The 26,964-nt window shown below is 65.7% G+C and carries 32 protein-coding genes and 1 tRNA gene; 27 read left to right on the forward strand and 6 right to left on the reverse strand.

All coding sequences use genetic code 11. The annotated features are described in order from the left end of the window. Window positions 1–30 precede the first annotated feature (30 nt). The 6 genes from sdhC (at window position 31) to F614_RS0110815 (ending at window position 4,615) form a co-directional block, all read left to right on the forward strand. Window positions 31–411 carry a succinate dehydrogenase, cytochrome b556 subunit gene (sdhC, locus tag F614_RS0110790; RefSeq protein WP_019558885.1) on the forward strand — a complete coding sequence of 127 codons (381 nt, stop codon included), beginning with the start codon at window positions 31–33 and terminating at the stop codon, window positions 409–411. After that, window positions 408–746 carry a succinate dehydrogenase, hydrophobic membrane anchor protein gene (sdhD, locus tag F614_RS0110795; protein ID WP_018867305.1) on the forward strand — a complete coding sequence of 113 codons (339 nt, stop codon included), beginning with the start codon at window positions 408–410 and terminating at the stop codon, window positions 744–746. Before sdhC ends, sdhD begins: the two co-directional genes overlap by 4 nt. Window positions 747–756: 10 nt before the next feature. Next, the gene (gene sdhA / locus F614_RS0110800; protein ID WP_018876834.1) at window positions 757–2,532 is read left to right on the forward strand and encodes a succinate dehydrogenase flavoprotein subunit; all 1,776 of its coding nucleotides are present in this window, start codon (window positions 757–759) and stop codon (window positions 2,530–2,532) included. A gap of 80 nt (window positions 2,533–2,612) precedes the next feature. Then, window positions 2,613–3,314, forward strand: coding sequence for a succinate dehydrogenase iron-sulfur subunit (locus F614_RS0110805; RefSeq protein ID WP_018882387.1), 702 nt, complete (start codon window positions 2,613–2,615; stop codon window positions 3,312–3,314). Between the two features lie 136 nt (window positions 3,315–3,450). Continuing rightward, on the forward strand, window positions 3,451–3,705 hold the full coding sequence (locus F614_RS0110810) for a succinate dehydrogenase assembly factor 2 (protein WP_019592807.1): 255 nt from the start codon (window positions 3,451–3,453) through the stop codon (window positions 3,703–3,705). Further along, complete coding sequence (locus F614_RS0110815; protein ID WP_081619712.1) at window positions 3,659–4,615, forward strand: NifU family protein; 957 nt, start codon at window positions 3,659–3,661, stop codon at window positions 4,613–4,615. Before F614_RS0110810 ends, F614_RS0110815 begins: the two co-directional genes overlap by 47 nt. A gap of 9 nt (window positions 4,616–4,624) precedes the next feature. Here F614_RS0110815 and F614_RS0110820 read toward each other — a convergent pair whose 3' ends face one another. Beyond that, window positions 4,625–5,557 (reverse strand): AraC family transcriptional regulator, encoded by a 933-nt coding sequence (locus F614_RS0110820; protein WP_018867310.1) that lies wholly within the window; start codon window positions 5,555–5,557, stop codon window positions 4,625–4,627. 170 nt (window positions 5,558–5,727) lie between these two features. On the opposite strand from F614_RS0110820, the gene F614_RS0110825 reads away from it, so the two are divergent. The 4 genes from F614_RS0110825 to F614_RS0110840 all read left to right on the forward strand — a co-directional run bounded on the left by F614_RS0110825 (window position 5,728) and on the right by F614_RS0110840 (window position 8,411). Further along, window positions 5,728–6,363 carry a DoxX family protein gene (locus tag F614_RS0110825; protein ID WP_019583602.1) on the forward strand — a complete coding sequence of 212 codons (636 nt, stop codon included), beginning with the start codon at window positions 5,728–5,730 and terminating at the stop codon, window positions 6,361–6,363. A 117-nt stretch (window positions 6,364–6,480) separates the two neighbouring features. Continuing rightward, a complete protein-coding gene (locus F614_RS0110830) occupies window positions 6,481–6,774 on the forward strand; it encodes a hypothetical protein (RefSeq protein ID WP_018867312.1) in 294 nt (97 codons plus the stop codon). Further along, window positions 6,764–7,648 (forward strand): DUF692 domain-containing protein, encoded by an 885-nt coding sequence (locus tag F614_RS0110835; RefSeq protein ID WP_026329853.1) that lies wholly within the window; start codon window positions 6,764–6,766, stop codon window positions 7,646–7,648. Before F614_RS0110830 ends, F614_RS0110835 begins: the two co-directional genes overlap by 11 nt. Next, complete coding sequence (locus tag F614_RS0110840) at window positions 7,641–8,411, forward strand: DUF2063 domain-containing protein (protein WP_019558889.1); 771 nt, start codon at window positions 7,641–7,643, stop codon at window positions 8,409–8,411. Before F614_RS0110835 ends, F614_RS0110840 begins: the two co-directional genes overlap by 8 nt. Window positions 8,412–8,440: 29 nt before the next feature. Here F614_RS0110840 and F614_RS0110845 read toward each other — a convergent pair whose 3' ends face one another. Continuing rightward, complete coding sequence (locus F614_RS0110845; protein ID WP_019558890.1) at window positions 8,441–9,436, reverse strand: serine/threonine protein kinase; 996 nt, start codon at window positions 9,434–9,436, stop codon at window positions 8,441–8,443. Window positions 9,437–9,496: 60 nt separating this feature from the next. Here F614_RS0110845 and F614_RS0110850 point away from each other — a divergent pair, with 60 nt between their 5' ends. The 11 genes from F614_RS0110850 to F614_RS0110900 all read left to right on the forward strand — a co-directional run bounded on the left by F614_RS0110850 (window position 9,497) and on the right by F614_RS0110900 (window position 19,155). Then, window positions 9,497–10,192, forward strand: coding sequence for a TVP38/TMEM64 family protein (locus F614_RS0110850; protein ID WP_019558891.1), 696 nt, complete (start codon window positions 9,497–9,499; stop codon window positions 10,190–10,192). Window positions 10,193–10,343: 151 nt separating this feature from the next. Next, entirely contained in the window at window positions 10,344–11,327 is a 984-nt protein-coding gene (locus F614_RS0110855; RefSeq protein WP_019558892.1) for an MBL fold metallo-hydrolase, read from the forward strand. Between the two features lie 150 nt (window positions 11,328–11,477). Next, the gene (gene thrS / locus F614_RS0110860; RefSeq protein WP_019558893.1) at window positions 11,478–13,394 is read left to right on the forward strand and encodes a threonine--tRNA ligase; all 1,917 of its coding nucleotides are present in this window, start codon (window positions 11,478–11,480) and stop codon (window positions 13,392–13,394) included. A 22-nt stretch (window positions 13,395–13,416) separates the two neighbouring features. Beyond that, on the forward strand, window positions 13,417–13,935 hold the full coding sequence (gene infC / locus F614_RS0110865; protein WP_081618407.1) for a translation initiation factor IF-3: 519 nt from the start codon (window positions 13,417–13,419) through the stop codon (window positions 13,933–13,935). A 102-nt stretch (window positions 13,936–14,037) separates the two neighbouring features. Then, window positions 14,038–14,235 (forward strand): 50S ribosomal protein L35, encoded by a 198-nt coding sequence (gene rpmI, locus F614_RS0110870; RefSeq protein WP_017942014.1) that lies wholly within the window; start codon window positions 14,038–14,040, stop codon window positions 14,233–14,235. A 20-nt stretch (window positions 14,236–14,255) separates the two neighbouring features. Beyond that, a complete protein-coding gene (gene rplT, locus F614_RS0110875; protein WP_017925358.1) occupies window positions 14,256–14,615 on the forward strand; it encodes a 50S ribosomal protein L20 in 360 nt (119 codons plus the stop codon). Window positions 14,616–14,758: 143 nt separating this feature from the next. Further along, entirely contained in the window at window positions 14,759–15,787 is a 1,029-nt protein-coding gene (pheS, locus tag F614_RS0110880) for a phenylalanine--tRNA ligase subunit alpha (RefSeq protein ID WP_019558894.1), read from the forward strand. Further along, window positions 15,787–18,147 carry a phenylalanine--tRNA ligase subunit beta gene (pheT, locus tag F614_RS0110885; protein ID WP_019558895.1) on the forward strand — a complete coding sequence of 787 codons (2,361 nt, stop codon included), beginning with the start codon at window positions 15,787–15,789 and terminating at the stop codon, window positions 18,145–18,147. The genes pheS and pheT overlap by 1 nt, the downstream gene beginning before the upstream one ends. Window positions 18,148–18,151: 4 nt before the next feature. Then, window positions 18,152–18,451 (forward strand): integration host factor subunit alpha, encoded by a 300-nt coding sequence (locus F614_RS0110890; protein WP_018867323.1) that lies wholly within the window; start codon window positions 18,152–18,154, stop codon window positions 18,449–18,451. Next, the gene (locus tag F614_RS0110895; RefSeq protein ID WP_018867324.1) at window positions 18,435–18,791 is read left to right on the forward strand and encodes a MerR family transcriptional regulator; all 357 of its coding nucleotides are present in this window, start codon (window positions 18,435–18,437) and stop codon (window positions 18,789–18,791) included. The genes F614_RS0110890 and F614_RS0110895 overlap by 17 nt, the downstream gene beginning before the upstream one ends. Before the next feature lie 287 nt (window positions 18,792–19,078). Beyond that, window positions 19,079–19,155: transfer RNA gene (locus F614_RS0110900), tRNA-Pro, on the forward strand. Between the two features lie 72 nt (window positions 19,156–19,227). Here the strand turns inward: F614_RS0110900 and F614_RS0110905 are convergent. The 4 genes from F614_RS0110905 to flgA form a co-directional block, all read right to left on the reverse strand. Next, window positions 19,228–19,944, reverse strand: a complete 717-nt coding sequence (locus F614_RS0110905) for a flagellar brake protein (protein WP_018867325.1) — start codon at window positions 19,942–19,944, stop codon at window positions 19,228–19,230. A gap of 83 nt (window positions 19,945–20,027) precedes the next feature. After that, window positions 20,028–20,513 (reverse strand): flagella synthesis protein FlgN, encoded by a 486-nt coding sequence (locus F614_RS0110910; protein WP_018882378.1) that lies wholly within the window; start codon window positions 20,511–20,513, stop codon window positions 20,028–20,030. A 15-nt stretch (window positions 20,514–20,528) separates the two neighbouring features. Further along, window positions 20,529–20,843 (reverse strand): flagellar biosynthesis anti-sigma factor FlgM, encoded by a 315-nt coding sequence (gene flgM / locus F614_RS0110915; protein ID WP_019558896.1) that lies wholly within the window; start codon window positions 20,841–20,843, stop codon window positions 20,529–20,531. A 106-nt stretch (window positions 20,844–20,949) separates the two neighbouring features. Then, window positions 20,950–21,639, reverse strand: a complete 690-nt coding sequence (gene flgA, locus F614_RS0110920; RefSeq protein ID WP_018877830.1) for a flagellar basal body P-ring formation chaperone FlgA — start codon at window positions 21,637–21,639, stop codon at window positions 20,950–20,952. A gap of 295 nt (window positions 21,640–21,934) precedes the next feature. Here flgA and F614_RS0110925 point away from each other — a divergent pair, with 295 nt between their 5' ends. The 6 genes from F614_RS0110925 (at window position 21,935) to flgE (ending at window position 26,950) form a co-directional block, all read left to right on the forward strand. Next, window positions 21,935–22,873: a chemotaxis protein CheV gene (locus F614_RS0110925; protein WP_018867329.1), complete on the forward strand. Its 939-nt coding sequence runs from the start codon at window positions 21,935–21,937 to the stop codon at window positions 22,871–22,873. A gap of 205 nt (window positions 22,874–23,078) precedes the next feature. After that, complete coding sequence (locus tag F614_RS0110930; RefSeq protein WP_026279283.1) at window positions 23,079–23,894, forward strand: protein-glutamate O-methyltransferase CheR; 816 nt, start codon at window positions 23,079–23,081, stop codon at window positions 23,892–23,894. Between the two features lie 218 nt (window positions 23,895–24,112). Further along, complete coding sequence (gene flgB, locus F614_RS0110935) at window positions 24,113–24,520, forward strand: flagellar basal body rod protein FlgB (RefSeq protein WP_038028802.1); 408 nt, start codon at window positions 24,113–24,115, stop codon at window positions 24,518–24,520. Between the two features lie 27 nt (window positions 24,521–24,547). Beyond that, window positions 24,548–24,967 (forward strand): flagellar basal body rod protein FlgC, encoded by a 420-nt coding sequence (gene flgC, locus F614_RS0110940; protein WP_018876821.1) that lies wholly within the window; start codon window positions 24,548–24,550, stop codon window positions 24,965–24,967. Between the two features lie 11 nt (window positions 24,968–24,978). Next, the gene (locus F614_RS0110945; protein WP_018867333.1) at window positions 24,979–25,653 is read left to right on the forward strand and encodes a flagellar hook assembly protein FlgD; all 675 of its coding nucleotides are present in this window, start codon (window positions 24,979–24,981) and stop codon (window positions 25,651–25,653) included. 37 nt (window positions 25,654–25,690) lie between these two features. Then, on the forward strand, window positions 25,691–26,950 hold the full coding sequence (gene flgE / locus F614_RS0110950) for a flagellar hook protein FlgE (RefSeq protein ID WP_018867334.1): 1,260 nt from the start codon (window positions 25,691–25,693) through the stop codon (window positions 26,948–26,950). Window positions 26,951–26,964 lie beyond the last annotated feature (14 nt).

The raw sequence follows: 26,964 nt of genomic DNA on the forward strand, positions 1-26,964 counted from the left end.
GGATTCTTTATCTTTGTTCAAGGGGGTGGCATGACTCGGCAGGGACGTCCCGTCTTTCTGGATTTGCGCAAGATCCGACTGCCGCTGAATGCCGTGGTCTCCATTCTGCACCGGATTACCGGTGTCTTCCTGATTCTGTCGATTCCCGTGGTGCTTTGGCTGCTGGATCGCTCCCTGGCCAGCCCCGCGGGCTTCGCACAGGTGATCGCGATCATCCACCATCCGCTCGGCCTGGCGGCGCTGGCGCTCGGGCTGTGGTGGCTGCTGCATCACCTGTTCGCCGGCATTCGCTACCTGCTGATGGAATTCGGTATCGGGGAGGATCGCGAGAGCTCGCTGCGCACGGCGCGTGATGCGCTGTACGCCGGCCTTCTGGCCACCGCGCTGGTTTGGCTGGGGCTGGTGCTGTGAAGTTGTTGAGCGGACAGCGCGCCTGGCTGCTGCAGCGCATCACGGCGGTCTATGTGGGCGTGTACGTAATTCTCGCCCTGGGATTCTTCGTGCTGGCCGCGCCGGCGGACCATGCGGCCTGGCTGGCGGTGATGGGACACCCGGTGGTGGGGCTGCTGACAGCCGTGTTCGTGTTGCTGCTCTGGCTGCATGCGTGGATCGGCCTGCGCGACGTGGCGATGGACTACGTGCACGCCCCCGGTGCACGGCTTGTGGTGTTCGTGCTCGGTGGCGGCGGGTTGCTCCTGACGGGCCTGTGGGCGTTATTCATTCTGATTCGAGCGGGGCTTGCATGAAGGGACTGGCATGAACGTGGCACGGCGCAAATTCGACGCCCTGATCATCGGCGCCGGCGGCGCGGGCCTGCGCGCCGCGCTGCAGCTGTCCAACGGCGATGCCCAGGTCGCGGTGGTCTCCAAGGTGTTTCCCACACGCTCGCACACGGTGGCCGCGCAGGGCGGGGTGAACGCCGCGCTGGCCAACGTGCTGCCGGACTCCTGGCACTGGCACATGTTCGACACCGTGAAGGGGTCGGACTACCTGGGCGATCAGGACGCAATCGAATACATGTGCCGCGCCGCGCCCAAGGTGGTCTACGAGCTGGACCACTTCGGCGTGCCGTTCTCGCGCCTGGACAACGGCAATATCTACCAGCGCGCATTCGGCGGGCAGAGCCAGAACTTCGGCCAGGACCAGGCGGCGCGCACCTGTGCGGCAGCTGACCGCACCGGGCACGCCATTCTGCACTCGCTGTACCAGCAGAACCTGCGCGCGCGTACGCACTTTTTCGACGAGTACTTCGCGGTGGACCTGCTGCGCGACGAGCAGGGCTTCGTGCTCGGGGTGCTGGCCTTCGAGATCCTGACCGGCGAGCCGATCGTGATCGAGGCGAAGACCACGCTGATCGCCACCGGCGGGGCGGGGCAGCTGTTCCGCACCACCACCAACGCCCTGATCAACACCGGCGACGGCATGGCGATGGCGCTGCGCGCCGGGGTGCCGCTGGAGGACATGGAGTTCGTGCAGTTCCACCCGACCGGGATCGCCGGGCGCGGCATGCTGATTACCGAGGGTGCGCGCGGCGAGGGCGGGTTCCTGATCAACTCCGAGGGCGAGCGCTTCATGGAGCGCTACGCCCCGCGGGCGAAGGACCTGGCCTCGCGCGACGTGGTCAGCCGCTCCATCGCCACCGAGGTGCGCGAGGGCCGCGGCTGCGGGCGCGACGCGGACCATGTGCTGCTGGATCTGCGCCATCTGGGCGCGGACACGATCATGCAGCGTCTGCCGGGCATCCGCGAGACGAGCATCACCTTCCTCGGGGTGGATCCGATCGAGGCGCCCATCCCGATCTTTCCGACCTGTCACTACAGCATGGGCGGGATCCCGACCAACCGCTTTGGCCAGGTGGTGGCGCCGGTCAAGGACACCCCGGAGGACCCGGTGCCGGGGCTGTACGCGGCCGGGGAGGCCGCCTGTGTCTCGGTGCACGGGGCCAACCGTCTGGGCGGTAACTCGCTGCTGGACATCCTGGTGTTCGGCCGCGCAGCGGCGAACCACATCCTCGAGTACCTGGCCGAGAACCGCTACCACCGGCCGCTGGACGAGACGGCCGTGGAGCAGGCGATGGCGCGACTGACGCGCTGGGATCGCAAGGACCCGGGCGACGGCTCCGCCGAGCAGGTCGAACCGCTCAAGCGCGAACTGCGCAAGGTGATGGAGGACCACTGCTCGGTATTCCGCAGCGACGAGGTGATGCGCGAGGGGGTGGAGAAGGTCCGCGCGCTGCGCGAGCGCCTGAACCATGCAGTGATCGCGGACCACTCGGCCACCTTCAACACCGCACGGGTGGAGGCGATGGAGCTGGAGAACCTGATGGACTGCGCGATCGCGACCATCCGCTCCGCGCTGGGGCGCGAGGAGAGCCGCGGGGCACATTCGCGCATCGACTTCCCCGAGCGCGACGACCAGCACTGGCTCAAGCACAGCCTGTACTCGCTGGCGGACGACAGCCTCGACTACAAGCCGGTGCGCACCCAGCCGAACACCGTGGCCTCGTTCCCGCCGAAGGAGCGCGTGTACTGATGGCCTGTCGGGAATGCAACGCTCTGCGGGATGCGGTTCGCGCCGCGAACCGCATCAGCAGGCGCTGAAGGAAGGTACGGATGGAATTCTCGATCTACCGCTTCAACCCGGAGACGGATACGCTGCCGAAGATGCAGCGCTTCACCCTGCCCGACGACCAGGTCGAGCCGGGGATGATGCTGCTGGATGCGCTGCTGTTGCTGAAGGAGCAGGACGATTCCCTGGGCTTTCGCCGCTCCTGTCAGCACGGGGTCTGCGGCTCGGACGGCATGAACATCAACGGCACGAACGGTCTAGCCTGCATCACGCCGCTGGCGGATCTGGAAGCGCCGGTCACGCTGCGCCCGTTCCCGGGGATGCCGGTGATCCGCGACCTGATCGTGGACATGGGCAACTTCTGGGACCAGTACCGCAAGGCCGAGCCCTGGCTGGTCAACGACAGCCCGGAGCCCGAGGTCGAGCGCAAGCAGAGCCCCGAGGATCGTGAAGAACTGGACGGGCTGTACGAGTGCATCCTGTGCGGCTGCTGTTCTGCCGCCTGCCCGTCGTACTGGTGGAATCCGGACAAATTCCTCGGCCCGGCCGCACTGCTGCAGGCCGCGCGCTTCATCCAGGACAGCCGCGACGAGGCCACCGATCACCGCCTGGCCCAGCTGGACGATGCCTGGAAGCTCTACCGCTGCCACACCATCATGAACTGCACCCAGGTCTGCCCGAAGGGCCTGAACCCGAGCCGGGCGATCAGCGACATTCGCCGCACCATGCTGAAGAAGTCGCTGTGACCGGCGCCATGCACCGTCTCAAGCGGGCCCCCGTGGGAGCCTGCTTGCAGGCGAATGCCCCCGCCAAAGCCAGACGCGGGCAGGGGCTTCGCCTGCAAGCAGGCTCCTACCAGGGGCCTGGACGGGCGTTTTGGTGATGGAACCCGACAGCCGCACCCGCTGGCGCTGCCGCCGTGGCATGCTGGAGAACGACTGGCTGCTCGGGCAGTTTCTCGCGCAGGGATATGCGCAACTGGACCAGGAGGGTCGCGATGCCTTCGAGCGCCTGCTCGACTACCCCGACAATGTGTTGCTGGACGTGGTCATGGGTCGCCAGACCACGGTGGACGACGGGATAGCCCGTCTTGTCCCGGCGATCCGCGCCGCCGCTCAGGCTGCGTCTCCGGCCTGATCCGCTTGTTCCTCGGCTCGCGCTCGCGGGCCAGATCCTCCTGCTGCTGGCGGTCGTGGGGTACGTGCTGACGTACAGCCCGTTGTGGACGCTCATGCCAGTGTTTGGACTGGCGGTGGCCGGGTGGGTATGGCAGGCGCGGTCACGGCCACCGGCCTGGGACTGGCTGGGCCAGACGCCCGATGGCGCGACGTGGCTGGCCACGGCCGAAGGACTGCGCCAGGAGCGGGTGGACTGGGTGGGGATCCTGCCCGATACCCGGGTGCTGCGCGGGATGGTGATCCTGGTGGTCCGGCTCCCGGAGACCGGTCGGGTCCGGCGTCTCTGGCTGCACGCGGGCCGGTTGCACCCGGAGGACCTGCGCCGCTTGCGCATGCGCCTGCGCTGGCCTCCGGGGCGCGAGGAAGCGGATCCCGGCTGGCGGGTGCGGCTTCGCGCTGGGCTGGAGCGGGGCGTTGCTATACTGGCCAAAAGCCGAGTACCCGGAGGCCCGAGCATGGCTGGACCCGACAATGCGCAGGTGATGGTGGACGTCTCGCATCTGCTGAGCGACGAGCCCGATCACGTCTACAGTGAAGAAGAACTCGACGCGATCGAGGAGCTGGACCCGGAACTCGCGCTGCGTCTGGACCGTGCCCAGACCCATGCGCAGCGCGAGGCGGCGGACGTGCCCGCCGACGGTCCGATCGACGAGGACGCCGTGCGCGCCGCGATCGAGGAGGCGCGGCGAATCCTGATGCAGGACGGGGGCGATATCGAGTTCGTCGAACTCGATGGGCGCACCGTGCGGGTTCGGTTGAAGGGAGCCTGTGTCGGCTGCCCGCGTTCCACGCTGGATCTCAAGAATGTCGTCGAACGCCTGGTCCGCTCGCGGGCACCGGGCGTGGCCAGCGTCGCGAATACCTTCTGACGGCTGACTTCAGGCCGGGCCGGAGCCCAGACGGCGCAGCAGTTGCCGGAGGCGTCCCGGCCCGAACCCGTGTACCCGCTTGAAGGCCTTGCGAAAGGCCGCCTCCGAGGTATAGCCCACCGCGTCCATCACGCTGGCGACCGACTCGCGGCCATCGCGCAGCAGCCGCTCGGCCAGGACCATGCGCCACTGCGTCAGGTAGTCGATGGGGGTCTGCCCGACCAGGGTGTGGAAGCGCTCGGCGAAGCTGCTGCGCGACATGGCCGCCTCGCTGGCGAGGCCTTCCAGGGTCCAGCTCGCCTCGGGCCGGGCGTGCAGGGCATCCAGCGCGCGACGGATGCGGTCATCCGCCAGGGCCGCGATCAGGGATCCCTCCGAGTGCTCGCGCTGGGTGCAGATGTGATGGCGCACGGCCATCACGAACAGCGTATCCGCCAGACGATCCAGCACCGGCCGGTAGCCCGAGGAACGCTCCGCGAGTTCGATGTTCATGAGATCCGCCAGATGCGCCAGGCGTTCGCCCGATTCGCGACGGCGGATGATGATGTGGTCGGGGAGAGCGGCCAGGATCGGGTTGCGCCGGCCGGAATCGAACTCGAAGTGCCCGCACAGGAGCTGCGTGACCGGGGTGTCCGGCGGATCCGCACCCTCGACCAGCGTCAGGTGGTTGTCCCGATCGGGCACGGTGTCGCGGCTGGCCATCAGGTGCCAGTCGTCGTGGGGCAGCAACAGCAGATCGCCGGCCTCCATCCAGACCGGGGCCATATCCTCCATGTGCAGATAGCAGCCGCCTTCGCCGACCAGGTGAAAGCTGGCATTCCCCGAACCCGCAGTGCTGAGCTGCCACTCCCCGCACAGCCGCGGGTTGGTGTCGATGCGAGCCCGCAGGTTGTAAGCCGCGAGTACCGTCGACAGCACGTCTTCGTGGGGGCTGATATCCATCGAACGTCCTTTTCCCTTGTGGTTGGGATTCACCTTAGACCCTTACGCCCCCGGTTTCCGCGGTTTTGTGGTCGAGAGGAGGAGTCTGGACGCTCGAACATAAACGCTGGCGCCTGACCTCGCGTACTGGCGGCGCGGTCGGTCTAGGCTTTCATCCAGTAGCAGAGCAAATGGAGAACGGCATCATGGGCGCGACGGGAAACTTGATGGTACGGATACAGGGCTGGCTTGACTGGACGCGCGGCGCGGATTTCCTGGCGCCCTTGCTGTTGCGGCTTTACCTCGCCCCCATCTTCTGGATGGCGGGGACCAACAAGCTGGACGGGCTGCTGCCGAAGGAAAGCGTGGTGATGTGGTTCGGCAACGCGGACTGGGGCCTGGGCATGCCGTTCCCGTATCTGATGGTGTTGTTGTCGGCCTATGCCGAGGTGCTGGGCGCGATCGCGCTGCTGCTTGGGCTGGCCACGCGCTGGTTCTCCATCCCGCTGATGATCACGATGGTCGTGGCGGCGGTCACCGTGCATCTCGAACACGGCTGGCAGCGCATCTCCGACCCGATGATGTGTCTGTTCAACTGTTCCGGGATCGAGCAGGCGCAGATGCGCCTGGACCGGGCCAAGTCCATCCTGCAGGAACACGGCAACTATAACTGGCTGACCGAGACCGGGAACTTTGCCATCGTCAACAACGGGATCGAGATGGCCGCGACCTTTTTCGTGATGCTGCTGGTCCTGTTCTTCTGGGGGGCGGGGCGCTATGTCAGCATCGACTACTACATCCGTCGGAGGATGATGAGCAGGGGATAACACCAAGAGCTGTGCGAGCAGCCATTACTGAACGGGGCCGGGTTCTATAGCTCAAGGGTCTATAACCCAAGGATCTATAAGCCAAGGGCCCATAATCGCAAGACGAGGAGTGAAATCATGAAGAACGATCTGTTTTCCACCAAGACCCTCGCCGGGGCCGTCGGCAGCGCGGCGATCGGTATGGCCATGGCCACCAGCCCGGTGTTCGCATCGGCCGACCTGAACCACGGCTATCAGCAGGGTGGCCAGTCGCCGCTGATGCTGGCCGAAGGGGCCTGCGGAGAAGGTACCTGCGGCGGTGCCGGAGAACCCAAGGACAGCGAAGGTAGCTGTGGCGAAGGCACCTGCGGCGGATCCGGCGACGACAAGGATTCCGAAGGGGCCTGTGGCGAGGGGACCTGTGGCGGCTAGGAGCGTCAGGCCCGTCAACCCGGCCCGCGTCAGCGGTGCCGGGCTCGGTTTGCGGCGGGCCCTTCTGGGCCCGCTGGCCGAGGCCCCGGAGGCGACGGAACGCCTGGGCTTCTTCGAGGCGGCGCCGGAGAACTGGATGCACCTGGGCGGACGCCTGGGGCGCATCTTTCGCGAATATACCGAGGCCCAGCCCTTTGTCTGCCACGGGCTGTCCCTCGACATCGGCGGGCCGCGCCCGCTGGACCGAACCTTCCTGCAGGACCTGCGGACCTTCCTGGATACTCACGGGATCGAGGATTACAGCGAGCATCTCTCGGCCTGTGGCGATGGCCAGGGGCATCTGTATGACCTGATGCCGATCCCGTTTACCGAGGCGGCGGTGCACTACGTGGCCGACCGCGTACGTCAGGTACAGGACATCCTCGGGCGCCGGATGGCCCTGGAGAACGTCTCGTATTACACCCCGGTGGGGGCCGAACTCGACGAGATCACGTTTGTTCGCGCGGTGCTGGAGGAGGCCGACTGCGACCTGCTGCTGGACGTGAACAACGTGGTCGTCAACAGCATCAACCACGGCTACGCGCCGACCGAGTTTCTCGACGCGATGCCCCTGGAGCGGGTGCGCTATCTGCATATCGCGGGGCACGAGGCCGAGGCGCCGGATCTGCGCGTCGATACCCATGGCCAGCCGATCTGCAGCGATGTCTGGGATCTGCTGGGCGAGACCTACGCGCGCATCGGCCCGGTGCCGACGCTGCTCGAGCGTGATTTCAATTTCCCGCCGCTGGAGGAGCTCCTGGCGGAGACCGACCGCATCCGGGATATGCAGCTCCAGGCGCGGGCCGGCGAGGAGGATAGCATCCTGCATGCCTGAGACCGATTTCCAGCAGATCCAGGCGGCATTCGCGCGGCATCTGCGCGACCCCGAGCGCCACCCGGCGCCGGAGGGGATCGAAAGCCGGCGCCTGGCGATCTACCGGCGGCTGTTCTTCAACAACGTGGCGAACCTGCTGGGCAAGGGGTTCCCGGTCCTGCGGGGGTTGCTGGAAGCCGCCGCCTGGGAACAGCTGGTGCGCGACTTCTACCGCGATCATGGCAGCGAGACGCCGTACTTCCCGCAACTGGCGGCGGAGTTCGTGCGCTACCTGGCGGACGAGCGTTCGGCGCAGCCCGGCGATCCGCCGTTTCTGGCGGAACTGGCCCATTACGAGCGGGTGGAGACCGAGCTGGTCTACGCCGAAGACGTCTGCCCCGCGGACCTCGACCGCACCGGCGACCTGATGACCGGGGTCCCGGTGTTCTCCGCCACCGCGCGTCTGCTCGCCTACGAGTACCCAGTGCATCGCATCGGGGCGGCATTTCAGCCGGAACAGCCGGGCGACGTCCCGACCTATCTGCTGGCCTATCGCTCGGGCGAGGAGCGGGTGCGCTTCGCCGAGTTGAATCCACTGGGGGCGCGGCTGCTGTGGCGCGTGCTCGAGGCACCGGCGACGGGCGCCGAACAGATCCGGCGGGTGGCTGGCGACTTCGGACTGGAGGTCACCGATGACCTGGTCGCCAGTGGCCGTGAGCTCCTCGAGCACTACCGTGGGCTGGGCGCTATCCCGGGCAGCCGTCCCGAGGCCGATTCGGTCTGAATTGCCGCGCGAGACTCGGAGCCAAGGGGTCAGTAGCCGAGATCCAGGGCGGGCTCGTCGAGGGCGGCGGCCTGCTCGCGCAGGGTGAGGATGTGGTCTTCCCAGTAGCGCGGGGTGTAGAAGACCGGGAAGCCATCGATGAAGGCCGGGTCGTCGGCGCGGCGGGCCAGCCAGGCGGCATGCCGCAGGATGCGCAGCGTGCGCAGCGGGGCGATCAGCCCAAGTTCGCGCCGATCCAGCGGCACGAAGGTCTCGTAGCCCTCCAGCAGGGCCTGCATCTGCCACGCCATCTCCGGGGGGTCGCCGGACAGGAACATCCACAGATCCTGCATCGCCGGACCGGTGCAGGCATCGTCCAGATCCACGAAGTGCGGCCCGTCGTCGGTCCACAGGATGTTGCCGGGATGGGTGTCGCCGTGCAGGCGCAGCTGCGGCACCGCTCCCACCGCGTCCAGGCTGCGCTGGATGCGTTCGAGCAGGTCGGCGCTGAGGTCGCGGTAGACCGATTCCAGTTCCAGTGGCAGATAGCCGGAGGCAAGCACGTCCTGGCGCGCTTCCTCGCCACGCGGCACGGGATCCAGTACCGGGCGCTCGCGAAAGCGGGCGGCACGCCCGACCTCGTGGATACGCGCGATGAAGCGGCCAATGCGGACCAGCGTGTCGCGCTGCTCCAGATCCGGCGCGCGGCCCCCGCAGCGCGGGTAGACGGCGAACAGGAAGCCCGCGTGTTCCTGCAGCGTTTCGCCCCGGTCGTCCGCCAGCGGGGCAACCACCGGGACCTCGCGCGCGGCGAGTTCCTGGCTGAAGGCATGTTCCTCGCGGATGGCATCCGGCGACCAGCGCCCGGGCCGGTAGAACTTGGCGATTACCGGCGTGGCGTCCTCGATGCCGACCTGATAGACCCGGTTCTCGTAGCTGTTCAGCGCCAGCAGGCGCCCGTCGCAGCGCAGACCGGTGGTCTCGACCGCGTCGAGGATGACCCCGGGCTTCAGTGCGTCGTACGGATGCGGTTGCGATGTGCTCATCCTTGCAGTGTACGGGTTTGCCGCGCATGGTTTCGCCGAGATGCACGCGAGGAACCGCGCTTGAACCGTTACTACTGGGGGCTGCTGGCCGCACTGATGGCTCTGGTCGGCGTCTGGCTGCTGGCTGGAGTAGGGACGGGGCTGGACGTCGAGAGCCTGAGGGCCGCACGCGGGGAGATGGAGGCGTGGCGGGATGCACGGCCCCTGTCCACGGCCGTGTTGTTCTTTGTCGCGTATGCGGTGGTCGCCGCGTTTTCCGTGCCGGGCATCTTGGTAATGACCCTGGCGGGTGGTGCCCTGTTCGGGGTGGTCTGGGGGACGTTGCTGTCGTCACTGGCCTCCACGCTGGGCGCAACGCTGACCTTCCTGGCGGCACGCGCGCTGGCGCGCGATGCGGTGCAGCGGCGTTACGGGCGGCAGCTGGGGCGGATCAATGAAGGCTTCGTCCGCGAGGGTGCGTTCTATCTTTTCGCGTTGCGGATGATTCCGGTGTTCCCGTTTCTGCTGGTGAATGCCGGGATGGGACTCCTGCCGATCCGGACGTGGACCTATTTCTGGGTGTCGCTGGTGGGCATGCTGCCGGCCACGGTCGTTTTCGCCAATGCCGGTACGCAGTTGGGGCAGTTGCAGGGGCTGGACGGGCTGCTGTCGCCGGTGCTGCTGTTGTCCCTGGCCGCGACGGGTGTGTTTCCGCTCCTGGCGCGCTGGGGCGTGACCGCGGTTCGCTCGCGGCGCCGGCATGCCGGCAGGGGCTGATTCGGGTGCCGTATCTGCATGCGCGCATGTAATGCGGTGCACGGTAAACTGTGACTTTGGAACGAGAGGCGCGGGATTGCAGTCTCAAGGCTTTCGGGATCGATTTGCCTGTCCGCCGAGTGCGCTGCCAGGCCCGAGGAGAGTTAATTACATGACATTGAATGTTCTTCTGCGCCAGGGTCAGGCGGCACTTCTCGCGCTGGGTCTGCTGGGGCTCGGCATGGCGGTGCAGGCGGAGGACGAGCCGCTGGATCGACCGATCGAAAAGGTGCTGGAGCCGATCCAGCTGACCGACCGGGTCTACTACTTCTATGGCTCGCTCGAGAACCGCACGCCAGTCAATCTGGGGTTCACCAACAACACCGGTTTTGTGGTCACGGACGAGGGCGTGGTGCTGATCGATTCGGGCCCGAGCTACGAGGTAGCCCAGCGCATGGAAAAGGCGATTGCCGGCGTGACCGACAAGCCAATCACGCACGTGATCTCCGTAGGCTCGCAGGACCATCGCTGGCTGGGGAACGGGTACTTCCACGAGCAGGGCGCGGAACTGGTGGCACTCCAGCGGACCGCGAGTACCCAGGCCGAACGGGGCGAGGGGCAAATCGCCTCGCTGGCCAACTCCGTGGGTGAGGAGGCGATGGAGGGCACCGAGCCGGTTCCGGCACCGAACCCCGTGGATGCCGATGAGTACACCCTGAGCGTGGGCGGTGTGGACTTCGAGCTGATCTATGCCGGGGATGCCCATTTCCCGGGTGACATCATGGTCCATCTGCCGGGCGAGGACGTCGTCTTTACCGGCGATATCGTCTATACCGAGCGCATGCTGGGGATTCATCCGTTCAGCAACCCGGTGGAAAAGCTGGAGGCCTTCCGGCACCTGGAGTCCATTGACCCGGAGATTGTGGTGCCGGGTCATGGCCGCGCGACGGATATGGCCGAGGCGCGCCAGGATACCGGTGATTACCTTGAGTTGCTGGTGCGCGAAGTGCGCGCGGGGATCGAAGACTGGGAATCCCTGAGCGAGGTGGTGGACCGACTCGCGGATCTGGAAGAGTTCAAGCATCTGCGTCATTACGATGACTGGCACCGCCCGAACGTGAACCGGACCTACCTGTTTATCGAAGGCAACATGTAAGTCGGCCTTCGGGAATCCCGGCAGCTGTCCGGGAAACCTGCCGACGGCGCGGGGCGTGTGATACGCTTCGCGCCGTTGTCGTTTCCGGCAATTCCAATCTTTTACACGCGACGTTCGACCCCGCGTATGGGTCGGCGAAGGAGCCTCGCAATGCCCGCAGTAACCCTCCCCGACGGCAGCCGCCGCGAGTTCGATCATCCGGTCACCGTGCTGGATGTGGCCAAGGACATCGGTCGGGGCCTCGCCAAGGCGACCCTGGCCGGCAAGGTGAATGGCCAGCTGGTCGATGCCCGCCACGAGATCGACGATGACGCCGAACTCGCGATCGTGACCGACCGCGACCCCGAGGGGGTGGAGATCATCCGGCATTCGACCGCGCACCTGATGGCGCAGGCGGTCAAGCAGCTCTTTCCCGAGGCCCAGGTCACCATCGGCCCGACCATCGAGAACGGCTTCTACTACGACTTTGCCTATGACCGCGGCTTCACGCCGGAGGATCTGGAGAAGATCGAGAAGCGGATGAAGGAGCTGGCCAAGCAGGACCTGCCGGTGGAGCGCTCGCTGATGGATCGCGACGAGGCGGTGAAGTACTTCCGCGACATGGGCGAGGAGTACAAGGCCGAGATCATTGCCAGCATCCCGCAGGGCGAAAACATCTCGCTGTACAAGCAGGGCGACTTTGTCGATCTCTGCCGCGGCCCGCATATCCCGTCCACCGGCAAGCTGAAGGCCTTCAAGCTGACCAAGGTGGCCGGCGCCTACTGGCGCGGCGACTCCGACAACGAGATGCTGCAGCGCATCTACGGCACCGCCTGGCCGAACAAGGACCAGCTGAAGGAATACCTGGAACGCCTGAAAGAGGCCGAGCGCCGCGATCACCGCAAGATCGGCCAGGAGCTGGATCTCTTCTCGATCCAGGACGAGGCCGGTGGCGGCCTGGTGTTCTGGCACCCGAAGGGCGCGCGCATTCGCCGCGAGATCGAGAAGTACTGGTACGACATGCACGAGAAGGCGGGTTACGACTTCGTCGTGTCGCCGCACATCGCGAACCTCGAGCTGTGGAAGACCTCCGGCCACGCGGACTTCTACGCCGAGTCCATGTACGAGCCGATGGAGGATGAGCATCAGGCTTTCCAGCTCAAGCCGATGAACTGCCCGTTCCATGTGCTGATGTACAAGGACCGGTTGCACTCCTACCGCGACCTGCCGCTGCGCTGGGCGGAGATGGGCACGGTGTACCGCCGCGAGATGTCCGGTGCGCTGCACGGGCTGATGCGTGTGCGCGGTTTCACCCAGGACGACGCCCATATCTTCTGCCGCGAGGACCAGATCGAGGCCGAGGTGATGGCGGTGATCGACCTGACGCTGGAGGTCCTGCAGACCTTCGGCTTCGAGAAGTTCGACGTGAACCTCTCGACCAAGCCCGAGGACGCGGTCGGCTCCGACGCGATCTGGGAGCACGCGACCGCTTCGCTGCGCTCGGCGATCGAGAAGAAGGGGCTGAAGTATTCGGTGGACGAGGGCGGTGGTGCGTTCTACGGACCGAAGATCGATATCAAGATCCACGACGCGATCGGCCGCGAATGGCAGTGCTCCACGGTACAGCTGGACTTCAACCTGCCCGAGCGCTTCGACATGGAGTACGTGGCCGAGGACAACGAGCGCCGTCGCCCGATCATGATCCACCGCGCGCTGCTGGGGTCGGTGGAGCGCTTCTTCGGCGTGCTGATCGAGCACTACGCCGGGCACTTCCCGACCTGGCTGGCGCCGGTGCAGGCCGAGGTGCTGACCATTACCGAGCGCCAGGACGACTACGCCCGCGAGGTCACCAAGACGCTGCGGGACAAGGGTTTCCGGGTCGAGTCCGACTTGAGAAACGAGAAGATCGGCTTTAAGATTCGCGAGCACACGCTCAAGCGCGTGCCGTATCTGCTGGTCCTTGGAGACAAGGAAATGGAAAACGGGCAGGTCGCGGTACGCACGCGAAGCGGAGAAGACCTCGGCGTGATGAGTCTCGAGGCCTTCGGCGAGCGCCTCCGGGAGGAGGTCGCGAGTCGCCAACACTGAACCTTGAACTGGAGAGAAGGCTATTAGCGCAGCGAAAACGGTCCGCCTGAACGATCAGATCACCAGCCCGCAAATCCGACTGATCGACGCCGAGGGCGAGAATCGCGGCGTCTGCAGTACTGCAGAGGCCCTGGAAATGGCCGCGGAAAGCGGTCTGGACCTGGTCGAAATCTCGCCGAATGCCGAGCCGCCCGTGGCCCGGATCATGGACTACGGCAAGTACAAGTTCGAGCAGGCGAAGAAGGCGCAGGAAGCCAAGAAGAAGCAGAAGCAGATCCAGATCAAGGAAGTGAAGTTTCGTCCGGGTACGGACGAGGGCGACTACAACGTCAAGCTTCGCAACCTGCGCCGCTTCATCGAGGCCGGCGACAAGGGTAAGGTCACCATCCGCTTTCGCGGGCGCGAGATGCGCCACCAGGAACTCGGTGGCGAGCTGCTCGACAAGATCGAGCAGGACATGGCCGATATTGCGGTCGTGGAACAGCGCCCGAAGATGGAAGGGCGCCAGATGATCATGGTGCTGACCGGCAAGAAGAAGTAGGCCGGTCAGACAACAAGGGCGGTCGGGTCTCCGCATACCCGTATCGCCTTTTCACAAACGGCCGGCCCGAATCGGGTACGGCCCCAAATGCCGGAGAGAGTAATGCCGAAGATCAAGACCAATCGGGGTGCGGCCAAGCGCTTCACCCGTACCGGGTCGGGGAAGTTCAAGCGGTTCCAGTCGCACCGCAGCCACATCCTGACCAAGAAGCCTACCAAGCGTAAGCGTCACCTGCGCAGTCCGGCGATGGTGCACGAGTCGGATGCCCCGGCCGTGCGCAAGCTGCTGCCGTACCGTTGAACTGACCGAGGAATCGAGACATGCCACGAGTCAAGCGCGGTGTAACCGCTCACGCCCGTCACAAGAAGGTCCTGAAGCAGGCCAAGGGCTACTACGGCGCCCGGAAGAACGTCTTCCGCGTTGCCAACCAGGCCGTCATCAAGGCCGGCCAGTACGCCTACCGTGACCGTCGCCAGAAGAAGCGCCAGTTCCGGTCGCTGTGGATCGTCCGCATCAATGCGGCGGCCCGTCAGTTCGATCTCTCCTACAGCCGCCTGATGGCGGGTCTGAAGAAGGCCGAGATCGAGATCGACCGCAAGAGCCTGGCCGATCTGGCCGTGCACGACCTGACCGCCTTCGGCAAGATCGCCGAAAAGGCCAAGGCCGCACTGCCGGCCTGAGCAGGATCCTGCAGGATTACCCGCCGGGCATTGCCTGGCGGGTCCCGGAAAGGGGAGGGTCGACGCCCTCCCTTTTTTGTTTCGGGAACAGGGAACACCGGGACGGCGGGTAAGCCGTCGCCCATCATTTTCGGGGAACGCACGTGGAGCAACTGCAACAGCTCGTCGCCGAGGCCCGCGACCGCATCGAGGCGGCCACCGACCTGAAGGCGCTGGATGAGGTCCGGGTGCAGTACCTGGGCAAGAAGGGGTCGATTACCGCCCAGTTGAAGGAACTCGGCAAGCTGACGGCGGAGGAACGCCCCGCCGCGGGCCAGAAGGTGAACGAAGCCAAGGCCGAGGTCGCCGGTCTGATCGATGCGCGCAAGGAAGCGCTGGCGCAGGCGGCCCTGGCGGATCAGCTGGCCAGCGAGCGGGTGGACGTGACGCTGCCGGGGCGCCGGCCGGGGCCGGGTGCCCTGCACCCGATCACGCAGACGCTTGAGCGAATCGAGACCTTCTTTGCCGGTCTCGGGTTCCGCGTGGCCGAGGGACCGGAGGTGGAGGACGACTTCCACAACTTCGAGGCCCTGAATATCCCCGAGCATCACCCCGCGCGGGCGATGCACGACACGTTCTACTTCGACGCCCACCGGGTGCTGCGTACGCATACCTCGCCGGTGCAGATCCGGACCATGGAGCAGCAGAAGCCGCCGCTGCGGGTCATCGCGCCGGGTAGGGTGTATCGCTGTGACTCCGACCTAACCCACAGCCCGATGTTCCATCAGGTGGAAGGACTGTGCGTGGATACGGATATCACCTTCGCGGATCTGCGCGGTGTGCTGAGCGCGTTCCTGCAGGCCTTTTTCGACCGTGATGATCTGGCCACCCGGTTTCGGCCCTCCTACTTCCCGTTCACCGAACCCTCGGCGGAGGTCGACATCCAGTGCGTGCACTGCGGCGGGGAGGGCTGTCGGGTGTGCAGCCATACCGGCTGGCTGGAGGTGATGGGCTGCGGGATGGTGCATCCGAACGTGCTGGCGCACGTCGGGATCGACGCCGAGCAGTACACGGGCTTTGCCTTCGGGCTGGGGGTGGAGCGCATGGCGATGTTGCGCCACGGCGTGAATGACCTCCGGCTGTTCTTCGACAACGATATCCGCTTTATCGGGCAATTCGGGCAGACAGGCTAATGCGTATCAGTGTGCAGTGGCTGCAGGAATGGCTGCAGATCGACGAAACCCCGGAGGCGCTGGGGCATCGCCTGACCATGGCAGGGCTGGAGCTGGACGCCCTGGAACCCGCGGCCCCGGATTTCAGCGGCGTGCGGGTGGGTCATGTCCTTTCGGTGGAGCCGCATCCGGATGCCGATCGCCTGCGCGTGTGCCGCGTCGCGGCTGGCGCGGCGGAGCCGCTGACCATCGTGTGCGGGGCGCCCAATGTGCACGAGGGCATGCGTGCGCCTGTGGCCGTGGTGGGGGCGGTTTTGCCCGGCGATTTCCGGATCAAGCGCTCGAAGCTGCGCGGGGTGGCCTCCGAGGGAATGCTCTGCTCGGCCCGCGAGCTGGGCCTGTCCGAGGATGCGGCGGGACTGATGGCGCTGCCATCGGACCTGGAGGCCGGCCTGGACCTGCGCGAGGCCCTCGGGCTGGACGACACCATCCTCGAGGTGGACCTGACCCCGAATCGGGCGGATTGCCTGGGGATGCGGGGTATTGCCCGCGAATGTTCGGCCTTGCTCGATCGCCCGCTGCACGCCCCGGACATGCCGGGCGTGCAGGTGGCCAGCGAAGCCCGTGTGACCATTGAGGTCCGCGATGCGGAGGCCTGCCCGCTGTATGCGGCGCGGGTGCTGGAGGGGCTGGACGCGAAGGCTGCCACACCGGTCTGGATGACGGAACGCCTGCGGCGTGCCGGGGTGCGTCCGCTAAGCGCCATCGTGGATGTGACCAACTACGTCATGCTGGAGCTGGGCCAGCCCCTGCATGCCTTTGATGCCGGGCGCGCCGGTGAACGGATCATCGTGCGCCGCGGGGAAGGGGGTGAATCCCTGGCCCTGCTGGGTGGGGAGCAGACGGTGAAGCTGTCGCCCAGGGACGTGGTGATTGCTGGAGAGGATGGGCCGCTGGCGCTCGCCGGCGTGATGGGCGGGGCCACCAGTGCGGTCGACGACGCCACCACGCGGGTAATCCTCGAGTGCGCTCATTTTACCCCGCGTGCCCTGGCCGGCCGCGCCCGGGCCCACGGGTTGCACACCGATGCCTCGCACCGCTTCGAGCGCGGGGTCGATCCCACCCTGGTCCCCCGGGCCATGGAGCGCGCCACAGAGCTTCTTCTTGCGATCTGCGGAGGGCAGTGCGGCCCGATCGAGCAGACCGGCGAGACGCCGGCTCCGCACCGGGAGAGCGCGATCACCCTGCGCCCGGAGCGGGTCCAGCGGCTGCTGGGGATCACACTCGATGGCGCCGAGATCGAACGCATCCTGCGGGCGCTGGACTGCGAGGTCGAGACGGTCGGTAATGGCTGGTCGGTGCGGGCGCCGCGCGCGCGGTTCGATCTGGAACGCGAAGAGGACCTGATCGAGGAGCTGGCGCGGGTGCACGGCTACGATGCCCTGCCGCAGACCCTGCCGACGCCCGTGGCGCCGGTGACCCCGGACAATGCCCTGCGGTCACTGCGCGACGGGCTCGCGCGCCGCGGGTTTCACGAGATCATCAGCTTCAGCTTTGTTGCGGCGGACACGGCCCGGGCGTTCTATCCGGACGTCGAACCCCTGGCCCTGGCCAATCCCATCTCGTCCGACCTGGCGGTGATGCGTCCCGGGCTGTGGCCGGGTCTGGTGACCACCGCGGCGTATAACCAGGCGCGCCAGCAACCGGATCTGCGGCTGTTCGAGCACGGTCTGCGGTTTGTTCCGGGTGCCTCGGGTTTGCGCCAGGAGGCACGCCTGGCCGGTCTGCTCGGGGGCCGGGTGGCGCCGGAGCACTGGGAAGGGGCCCCGAGGAAGATCGATTTCTTTGACGCCAAGGGGGTGGTGGAGACCCTCTGCGAGCGGGTCTCCGGAGAGCTGGGCTTCCGTATGGAGTACCATCCGGCGCTGCATGATGGTCAGTCGGCGCGCGTTCGGGTGGATGGCCAGCCGATTGGCTGGGTCGGGCGGTTGCACCCCTCCCTGTGCGAGCGGTTCGATGTGGAGCCCGTCTACCTGTTCGACCTGGATGCGGTCGCCGTGGCCCGCGCGCCGGTGGCCCAGTTCAGCCCGCTGTCGCCCTATCCGTCGATCCGGCGCGATCTGGCGGTGGTGGTCGGCGAATCGGTCGCCGCCGGCGACGTGCTGGCGGCCATCCGGGAGCTGGACCTGGAGCTGGTGCAGGATGTCCGCCTGTTTGATCTGTACCAGGGCAAGGGCTTGAATCCGGACGAGAAGAGCCTTGCTTTGGGCTTGATTTTACGGGCTTTTGATCGCACCCTAGGCGAACAGGATGTGGCTGGCGTCACCGACGCGGTGATGCAGCATCTCCAGGCCCGGTTCAACGCAACCCTGAGACAATAAGGCGATGGCAGCTGTTACCAAGGCGGATCTTGCCGCCGTGCTAAACGAGGAACTGGGTCTCAACAAGCGCGAGGCCAAGGAATTCGTCGAGATGTTCTTTGAGGAGATGCGCCAGTCGCTGGAAGCAGGCGAAGGTGTAAAACTCTCGGGCTTCGGCAACTTCATCCTGCGCGACAAGAACCAGCGTCCGGGACGCAATCCGAAGACGGGCGAGGAGATCCCGGTATCCGCGCGACGCGTGGTTACCTTCCGCCCGGGGCAAAAACTGCGCGAGCGGGTAGAGAGCTATGCTGGAGGCGAGTAACCACCAGGAACTGCCCGCGATCCCGGGCAAGCGCTACTTCACGATCGGCGAGGTGGCGGAGCTGTGCCAGGTCAAGCCGCACGTGCTGCGCTACTGGGAGCAGGAATTCCCGATGCTGGCGCCGGTGAAGCGCCGCGGGAACCGCCGCTACTATCAGCGCCAGGACGTGATCCTGATCCGCCAGATCCGGGCTCTGCTGTACGAGGAGGGCTACACGATCAACGGGGCCCGCCAGAAGCTCTCCGGTGACGAAGCGAAGGGCGATCGCCAGCAGGCCCAGCAGATCATCCAGGACACCATCTCCGAGCTCGAGTCCGTACTGCGCACGCTCCGCGCCTGACCTTCCTTGTGCCCGCGTTAAGAAAGTCTTTTTGAACCACAGAGGGCACGAAGTTCACGAAGAAGGTCTTTCGGGTCTGGTCGCGGGTTAAAGGGCCGCATCCATTGCGGCGCATCCCGTCTCCGAATCCGCGAGCCATCGATGCCTTCCGTTTTCACGCGTTTCTCTGTGTCCTCCGTGCACTCTGTGGTGAACTAAACACTCGTGTGCCGTGATGGGCGCTCGGTTCGCTTTGGCGGTGTTGGGTGCTTTCGTGACGGCGGGGAATCGGATATAGTTCGCGGCTTCGGGGCGTGGCGCAGTCTGGTAGCGCATCTGCATGGGGTGCAGAGGGTCGCAGGTTCAAATCCTGCCGTCCCGACCAAACAGGAAGCATGAAAAAGGCCGCTTGTAGCGGCCTTTTTTGTGTCTGACGTCCGAGTTTGTCCGGGCGGGTCTATTCCATCGAGCGGCGACGCGCCTCGCGCTGGTAATGCAGCAAGGCGAGGTTGGTCTGGCGCTCCAGCCACTGTGTCATCCCGACAATCTCGAAGCCGGCGTATTCGTAGCCCTCCCGCGTACTGCGCCGCCGGTTGGCCAGGCGCAGGTCGCCCGAGAGCCGCTCACTGACGTCGGGGAGCAGCAGATTGGTGAACGCGAGGGTGGTGCCGGTCTCCAGCGTGTCGAGCGTGGCCGTGGCCAGCTCGATGCACATGCCCTGGCCCGAGAGATCGACGAGCTCGCCGATGACCGGGTCCTTCCAGCCGGGCGCGCGCAGTTCGATCTGCGGGCGCTGGGCCATGGGGATGTGAACGCGGAAGGTTTCGCGGCGCTGGAGATGCTCCAGTGTTTCGGGGTAGGGGCAGGCGTACAGGGCGCCGCCTTCTTCATGTTCGATCCGGGCCACGGTGGTGGAGAAGCGTACGGCCACGCCGCGCAGCGCGGCGAATACCCGCAGGGGCATACCGGAGGTGACATGCTGGTGCGCGCGCGGCGGATTCAGTTCGTCGAGAAAGAGTTCCTTCGCGGCGGGGTCCAGCCGGACCAGGGCCGAAGTGTACAGCGGGCCGTCGGCGTCGAGCCGGACGCTGACCAGGGTGAGCTTGTGGTCCAGGTCCTTGAGAATGCCGGCGATCCGGTCCGGCTTGTCGACCGTGTAGTCGGTTTCGTCCATGCGTCCGTGACGTTAGCTGGGTGTGAGGACGCAAGGTACTGGTCGAGCATCCGAAATGCCAGCATCGGTGCGAATAAGCTGCATCAGGCTTGTGTGATACGGCGTCCGCCACGGGTGTTGGGGCGGGTGCGCCCGTAGGGGTCGTAGGTCGCCGCCGGGCCGGCCTCTTCGCCGCGCAGGATCTGCATGGAGAGCTCCACGCGCTGGCGATCGCGATCGATCAGGCGTGCGTTGCCCTGGTTGAGGGTGTTGCAGCGCTCGATGGACTGGCGCAGGGCCTGCCAGTGATCGTTGAGGACGGCACCGTCGTCCATGCGCGAGAGCAGGCGGGCCATGCCCTCGGGTGTGAATGACTCGCTCGCGGCCTCGGCGATAGCGCGCTGCTGGCGGGTCTCGGTCTCGAGGTCCTGCAGCAGCCCCTGCTTGGTCGCCACGACCTCCTGCAGGGTCTCCGGGGTGCGCGCCTCGACCGCGCGGGTCTCCTGGATCAGGGCCTCTTCCAGTTGGTGGGCCAGCCGGATCGAGGTTTCCAGGGAGCGCAGCAGGCGATGGCGCGTGTCGGTGTTCATCGGTGAGGTCCGTGATTAGCGCAGCAGGCGCTCGAGGTCGATCATGCGGTCGGCCAGCTGTTCGTTGTCCACCGGGTAGTTGCCGCTGGCGATCGCCTCGCGCAGCTCGGCCACACGCGCCGCGTCGAACGGGGCGTTCTCGCCGGCGCTGGCGGCCGAACTCATCGCCTGGGCGGCGCCGGTCAGGGTAAGCGAATCGTTACCGGTGGTCGCGGCGCTATCCGACTCTTGCGCCCGGTTGGGCGCGCCGCTGGAGTCCTCGCGGCCCTTGACCGTGGAGCTCTGGCCGTCGGGGCGCAGACTGTTCGTGTTGAGGCCCTTGATATCCATTGTGCCGTCCTGTCGTTGTAACTGTGCTGCAAGTGTTTACGGCCGCGTGTGCTGAAACTGTAGCCCTGTGGCGGTGGTTTTTGTAACACCGATCACAGAGTCGGCATCAAAGTGTCACCCGGACGTGCCCGGAGGGCTGGATTTCGCCCTCGACCACGCGCCCGGACGAGGTGTTCTTGACCCGGATGCGGTCCCCGAGGCTGCCGTTTTCCAGGGCCTCGCCCTGCATGCGGATGGCGATCGAGCCGTTTTCGGCAAGGATCGTGACCCGCTGGCCGCGGCTGACGATCTCGCGCTGGGTGACGTGCTGTGTGCCGATGATCTGGCCCGGACGAATGCTGCGCCGGGTCTGCTGACCGATGAGGGCCGACTTGTCTTCATGATAACTGCCCGCGTGGCGTGACGTCTCGATGCGCTGGAAGCGCAGATCGCCGCTGGTCAGCGTGTGCTGGCGAGGGAGGTTGCGACTGGCCACCAGCACCTGAGCGTAACGTTCCACCGTGGCCGGGACATACAGCTGCCAGGTGACCGGGCCCGCACACTGAAGGTGGATCGCGGTATTGCCGTCGCGGCGGCCGCCGGGCGGGAAACGGGCGTTGAGTCCGTCATGGCAGTAGGCCAGCCGGAGCCGGTTGTCGAGCTGGCCGATCTCGATATTGATGTCGTCGCTATGTTCGGCGTCCAGCTCCTGCAACAGAAACTGTTCCGCGGCCGCGCGGATCTCCGCAACGGGGTGGATCTCGGCGTGGGCCGGCACGGAGAGCGCGAACCACGCCACGAGAGCCATGAGCCCCATGGGGATGCAGCGTGATGTACAGGTTGTATGTGGATGCATATGCCGGTCCTCGCCGCCCGAGGGAATACCCCGGGTCTGCCGCGTCCGTTCGCGGACCCGAAGCTATGCAGGTTTGATGCCAGTTGTCCGGGCGGTGCCCGACTCAAGGCCCGGCGTTCAATGCCGTTATCCCTGGGAAGCGGCGCCAGAAGGCGCATACAGGCGATTGCAAATGACAGCCCGGGGGTGCGCGGTGCACACTGAGCTCCCGGGAGCGGCTCGCGGCAGATGGGCGCGGGACAAGGAGAGCAGCACCATGAGTCAATTCATTGACGATGTGAACCAGCGAACGCAGCTGGTGGGTCAGAACCGGATGGAACTGCTGCTGTTCCACCTGGGTGGATCACAGACCTTCGGAATCAACGTGTTCAAGGTGCGCGAGGTGATCCCGTCGCCGCCGCTGCGCCAGATCCCGGGGTCGATGAGTGTGGTGCGCGGTGTGGCTACGCTGCGGGGCGGCACGGTGCCGATTATCGATCTGGCGCGCGCCATGGGCCTGCGCAGCGCGGCCGGTGCCAGCGACAGCGGCGACCAGAAGGTGGTGGTCACCGAGTTCAACCGTTCGGTTCAGGGGTTCTGGGTGTCGGCCGTGGACCGGATCGTGAATGTGAACTGGCAGGACGTGAAGTCCCCTCCGCGTGGTACGGGGCGCGAGTCCTTCCTGGTCGCGGTCACCGAGATCGACAACAAGCTGGTCGAGATCATCGACGTGGAACGGGTGCTTTCGATCGTCAATCCTCTGCCGACCGAGGTCTCCGAGTCCATCCGAGCGGACGCCACGCCAGCGGGGGGGCGCAAGGTCGTGATCGTTGACGACTCGGTCGTGGCGCGCAAGCAGATCGAGGGGGCGATTCGCGGTCTCGGGTTCGAATACGAGGTTTTCAAGGATGGTCAGGAGGCGCTCGACTTCCTGGAGCAGAAGGCCGGGGAGGGCCCGGTTCGCGACCAGATCGAGCTGGTGATCTCGGACATCGAGATGCCACGCATGGACGGCTATACGCTGACGGCGCGGATCCGGGACAATCCCGCCCTGAAAGATCTGAAGGTGCTGCTGCATTCCTCGTTGAGCGGCGAGTTCAATACCGACATGGTCAAGCGCGCCGGGGCCGATGCGTTTCTCTCGAAATTCAACCCCGACGAACTGGCCAACGCGGTGCTCGACCAGACCGGGCGCGAGGATCAACAGGTCGAATGACCGCCGGGGGGAACGGGGTTGCCGCCCGGCAAGGCCGGGGCGGCGTCACATGGCCGACAAGGGCCCAGTGTCGTGTCCCGCCTGCGACACCGTATACTGAAACCCGCTACCGGGGATTCCCCCTGCGTTTCGTGGCGCGGGCGCCGCTGTCAAGGACTCGTCATCAGGATGCTAATCACCATGGACTGTGCTCGGGGATGAACCGGTGATCGATTCCCGCGATTACGAGGAGTTTTCCCGCTTCCTGCAGGACTGCTGCGGCCTGGTGCTGGGTGACAGCCGTCAGTATCTGGTGTCGAGCCGACTGTCCCGGCTGCTCGACGAGTTCGACTTCAAGAGCGTGCCGGAGCTCCTGCACGCGATGCGGCAAGCCCCGAATCCGCGGCTGCGCACCCGTGTGATCGACGCGATGACGACCAACGAAACCTCGTGGTTTCGCGATGGCTTTCCGTTCGAGATCCTCCGGCATGTGTTGTTGCCGGAGCTGGCTGCGAAGGGAAGCAGCATCAAGGTCTGGTCTTCCGGCTGTTCCAGTGGCCAGGAGGCCTACAGCATCTCCATGGTCGTCTCCGAGTGGGAGGAATCCCGCCCCCCGCGCAAGGTGCCGGTATCCATCCTGGGGACGGACCTGTCGGAGAAGATCCTGGATGACGCCCGGCGGGCGGTCTACGACGGCCTGAGTATTGTGCGCGGGTTGAGCGAGAGCCGCCGCGCGCGCTTCTTCGAGACCGTGACGGACGGCCACAAGGTCGTTCCCGAGGTCCAGCGGCGCTGTCGTTTTCAGAAGCTCAACCTGATCGACAGCTACGCGGCACTGGGCAAGTTCGACCTGGTGTTCTGCCGCAACGTGCTGATCTATTTCTCCGGCGAGACCAAGCGACAGGTTCTTGACGGTATTGCCCGGCAGATGAATCCGGGCGGCTATCTGTTTCTTGGCGCTTCGGAGACGGCCGGCCCGTACACCAAGGCCTTCGAGACGGTTCGCACCGACTACGGCTCGGTCCTCCGGCTCAAATCCTGACGCCCCTCCGTCGCAGGGCCGCCAGGTCCGAAACGCCCGCGCAATGCGGCCGCGACTCGAATTGCCCCCTTCCCACGTTTCCCGCTAAGGGCGTCCCCAGCCGAGACGGATTCCCGTCGCTGGCATAGCGATTGCATCGGTCTCCTCGCAAAGGGCCGCAATGGCTGCGTCCCGGTTCTGGTAGCGAGGGTCCGCCACGGGCGGACAGGACGGAAACGATGAGTCTCTCTCTCGACAAGGCGATGGGCATCCTGCCGCAGGCGGTCAACGTGCGCGCCCAGCGCATGGAGCTGCTGGCCTCCAACATCGCCAATGCGGACACCCCGAACTACAAGGCGCGCGATATCGACTTTCGCGCGGTGCTCGAGTCCGCGGCTGGGAGCGGCAATCACTTGCCCATGGCGCGTAGCCAGGCGGCGCATATCGACCCCAATGCCGGGGCGATGAACGGGCAGGCCGAGGCGCTTTATCGCGTCCCTTCGCAGGCGTCCCTGGATGGCAACACGGTGGATCCGCAGATGGAACGTGCCGCCTTTGCCGAGAACGCGATCCAGTACCAGAGCAGTCTGGAATTCCTCAATCGCCGGGTCTCCGGCATCCGCGAAGCCCTGAGGGGCGACCGTTAACGCGGGCCTGATCGGGAGATCGATGTCGTGAGCAATATGTTCAGTCTGTTCAATACCTCGGCTTCGGCGCTGTCGGCGCAGTCGGTGCGCCTGAATACCGTGGCCTCGAATCTGGCCAACGCGAACACCGCCGCCACCAACCCGGACGAGGCGTATCGCGCCAAGCAGGTGCTGTTCCAGAGCGTGATGGATCAGGCCAACCCCAATGGTGCGGCGACGTCCGTGCGGGTGGCCGGCGTGACCGAGTCGCAGGCCCCGCCACAGGCCCACTACGAGCCACACCACCCGCAGGCGAACGAGGAGGGCTACATCTTCCGCCCGGCGATCAGCGTGGTCGAGGAGATGGCCAACATGATGTCCGCCTCGCGCAACTACGAAGCGAACGTCGAGGTGATGGAGACCTCGCGTCAGCTGCTCCAGCGCACATTGCAGATCGGCCAAGGCTAGAGGAGCCCGCCATGACACAGATTTCCCCCGAATTGCTGGATCGCCTCGGCCTGTCGCGCCCGGAGAAGAAGCCGGAAGGCGAGATGGACCGCCTCGGGCAGTCCGACTTCCTCAAGCTGATGACCACCCAGCTGGAGAACCAGGACCCGATGGAGCCGATGGATAACGGTGATTTCCTCGGCCAGATGGCGCAGTTCTCCACCGTGACCGGCATCGAGCAGCTGTCCAAGTCCTTCGAGAAGCTGGCGCAGTCCCTGGGGCAGAACCAGACGCTGCAGGCGGCTTCGCTGGTTGGCAAGGATGTACTGGTGCCCGTCGAGTTTGGCGAACTGGGGCCCGACGGGCGGGTGAACGGCGCGGTCGATCTGGAGCGCGCCACCGAAGAGCTGCAGATCGACGTGTACAGCCCGAATGGCGAGCGCATTCGCCGCATGAATATGGGCGCTGCCGGCAGCGGCCTGCAGGAGTTCACCTGGGACGGCATGCGCGACGACGGCACCTTCGCGCCACCGGGCGTCTACGAATTCAAGGCCACGGCCCGCTCCGGGACCCAGTCGGAGGCCGTGGATACCTTTCTGGATGCCCGCGTGGAAAGCGTCGCGGTGGGCAGTGACTCCGGGCTGGCACTGACCGTGCAGGGCCTGGGCGAGATCAGCTTTTCGGATGTACGGCGGATTGGCGGCTGACGCCCCGCAACAAGAACCCTGACGGAGGAAACACCCCATGCCCTTCAATATCGGATTGAGCGGACTCAACGCGGCCCAGGCCGATCTGCAGACCACCGGTAACAATGTGTCCAACTCGGGGACCACGGGGTTTAAACGTTCCCGTGCCGAGTTCGGCGATGTGTTCGCCCAGAGCTTCGGCGGGATCAGCCAGACAGCCATCGGCTCCGGCACACGACTGCAGGCGGTCACCCAGCAGTTCTCGCAGGGACGGACCGAGTTCACCGAGAACGGCCTGGACCTGGCGATCAACGGCGAGGGCTTCTTCGTCCTGAACGACCAGGGCAGCACGGTGTACAGCCGGGCGGGGGCCTTCCAGGTCGACCGCGACGGGTACCTGGTGAACAACCAGGGCCTGCGCCTGCAGGGCTATGACGAGGCGGGTGGTACGAATCTCGGGGACTTGCGTCTGCAAACCGATACGGCCGCGCCCCAGGCCACCGAGAATCTCGAGGCACTGATCAATTTGCGTTCGGATGCGCCGGCTTTGAGTGCCGATCCGGACGATTTTGATCTCGAGGATCCGGAGACCTACAACTTCTCGACCTCGCTCACGATGTATGACTCTCTGGGCATTGCGCGGGACGCCAACCTCTACTTCGTGAAGACGGGGCAGAACGAGTGGAACGCCCATGTCGCGGTGCGTCAAGACGATGGTGAGCTGGTAGAGGTTCAGTATCCAGATGACCCGGCTACTCCTGGTACACCGGCATCTGCGCTAACACTGGACTTTGGCCCAAGCGGTCAGTTGAACGGTGTTAGTCCCGCTGCAGAGGGATTATTCGTCCCGGGCACTAGCTTGGACGGGGCAGATGATCTGGAATTCGATATCAGCTTCGACGGTACGACCCAGTTCGGCGGAGATTTTTCCGTCAATGACCTGAACCAGGACGGTTTTGCCTCTGGACAGCTCACCGGTATCGACATCGATCAAACCGGCGTGGTGTTCGCTCGTTTCACCAATGGGCAGTCGACGGAGCTGGGTCAGCTTGCGCTGGCGAATTTCCCCAATCCGCAGGGCCTGGAACAGCTGGGTGACAACAACTGGGCCGAAACCTTTGCAGCAGGTGATGTGCGCCTGGATCGGCCCGGATCCAGCAACTTGGGGTCGGTGCAGGCTGGGGCGCTGGAGGCCTCGAACGTGGATATCGCCCAGGAGCTGGTGAACCTGATCACCGCGCAGCGCAACTTCCAGGCGAATGCGCAGACGATCTCCACGGCCGACCAGGTCACCCAGACGATCATCAATATCCGCTAAGTAACGGATAAGTA

This window comes from Thioalkalivibrio sp. ALE12, from assembly GCF_000381105.1.
Classification (GTDB): Bacteria; Pseudomonadota; Gammaproteobacteria; order Ectothiorhodospirales; family Ectothiorhodospiraceae; genus Thioalkalivibrio.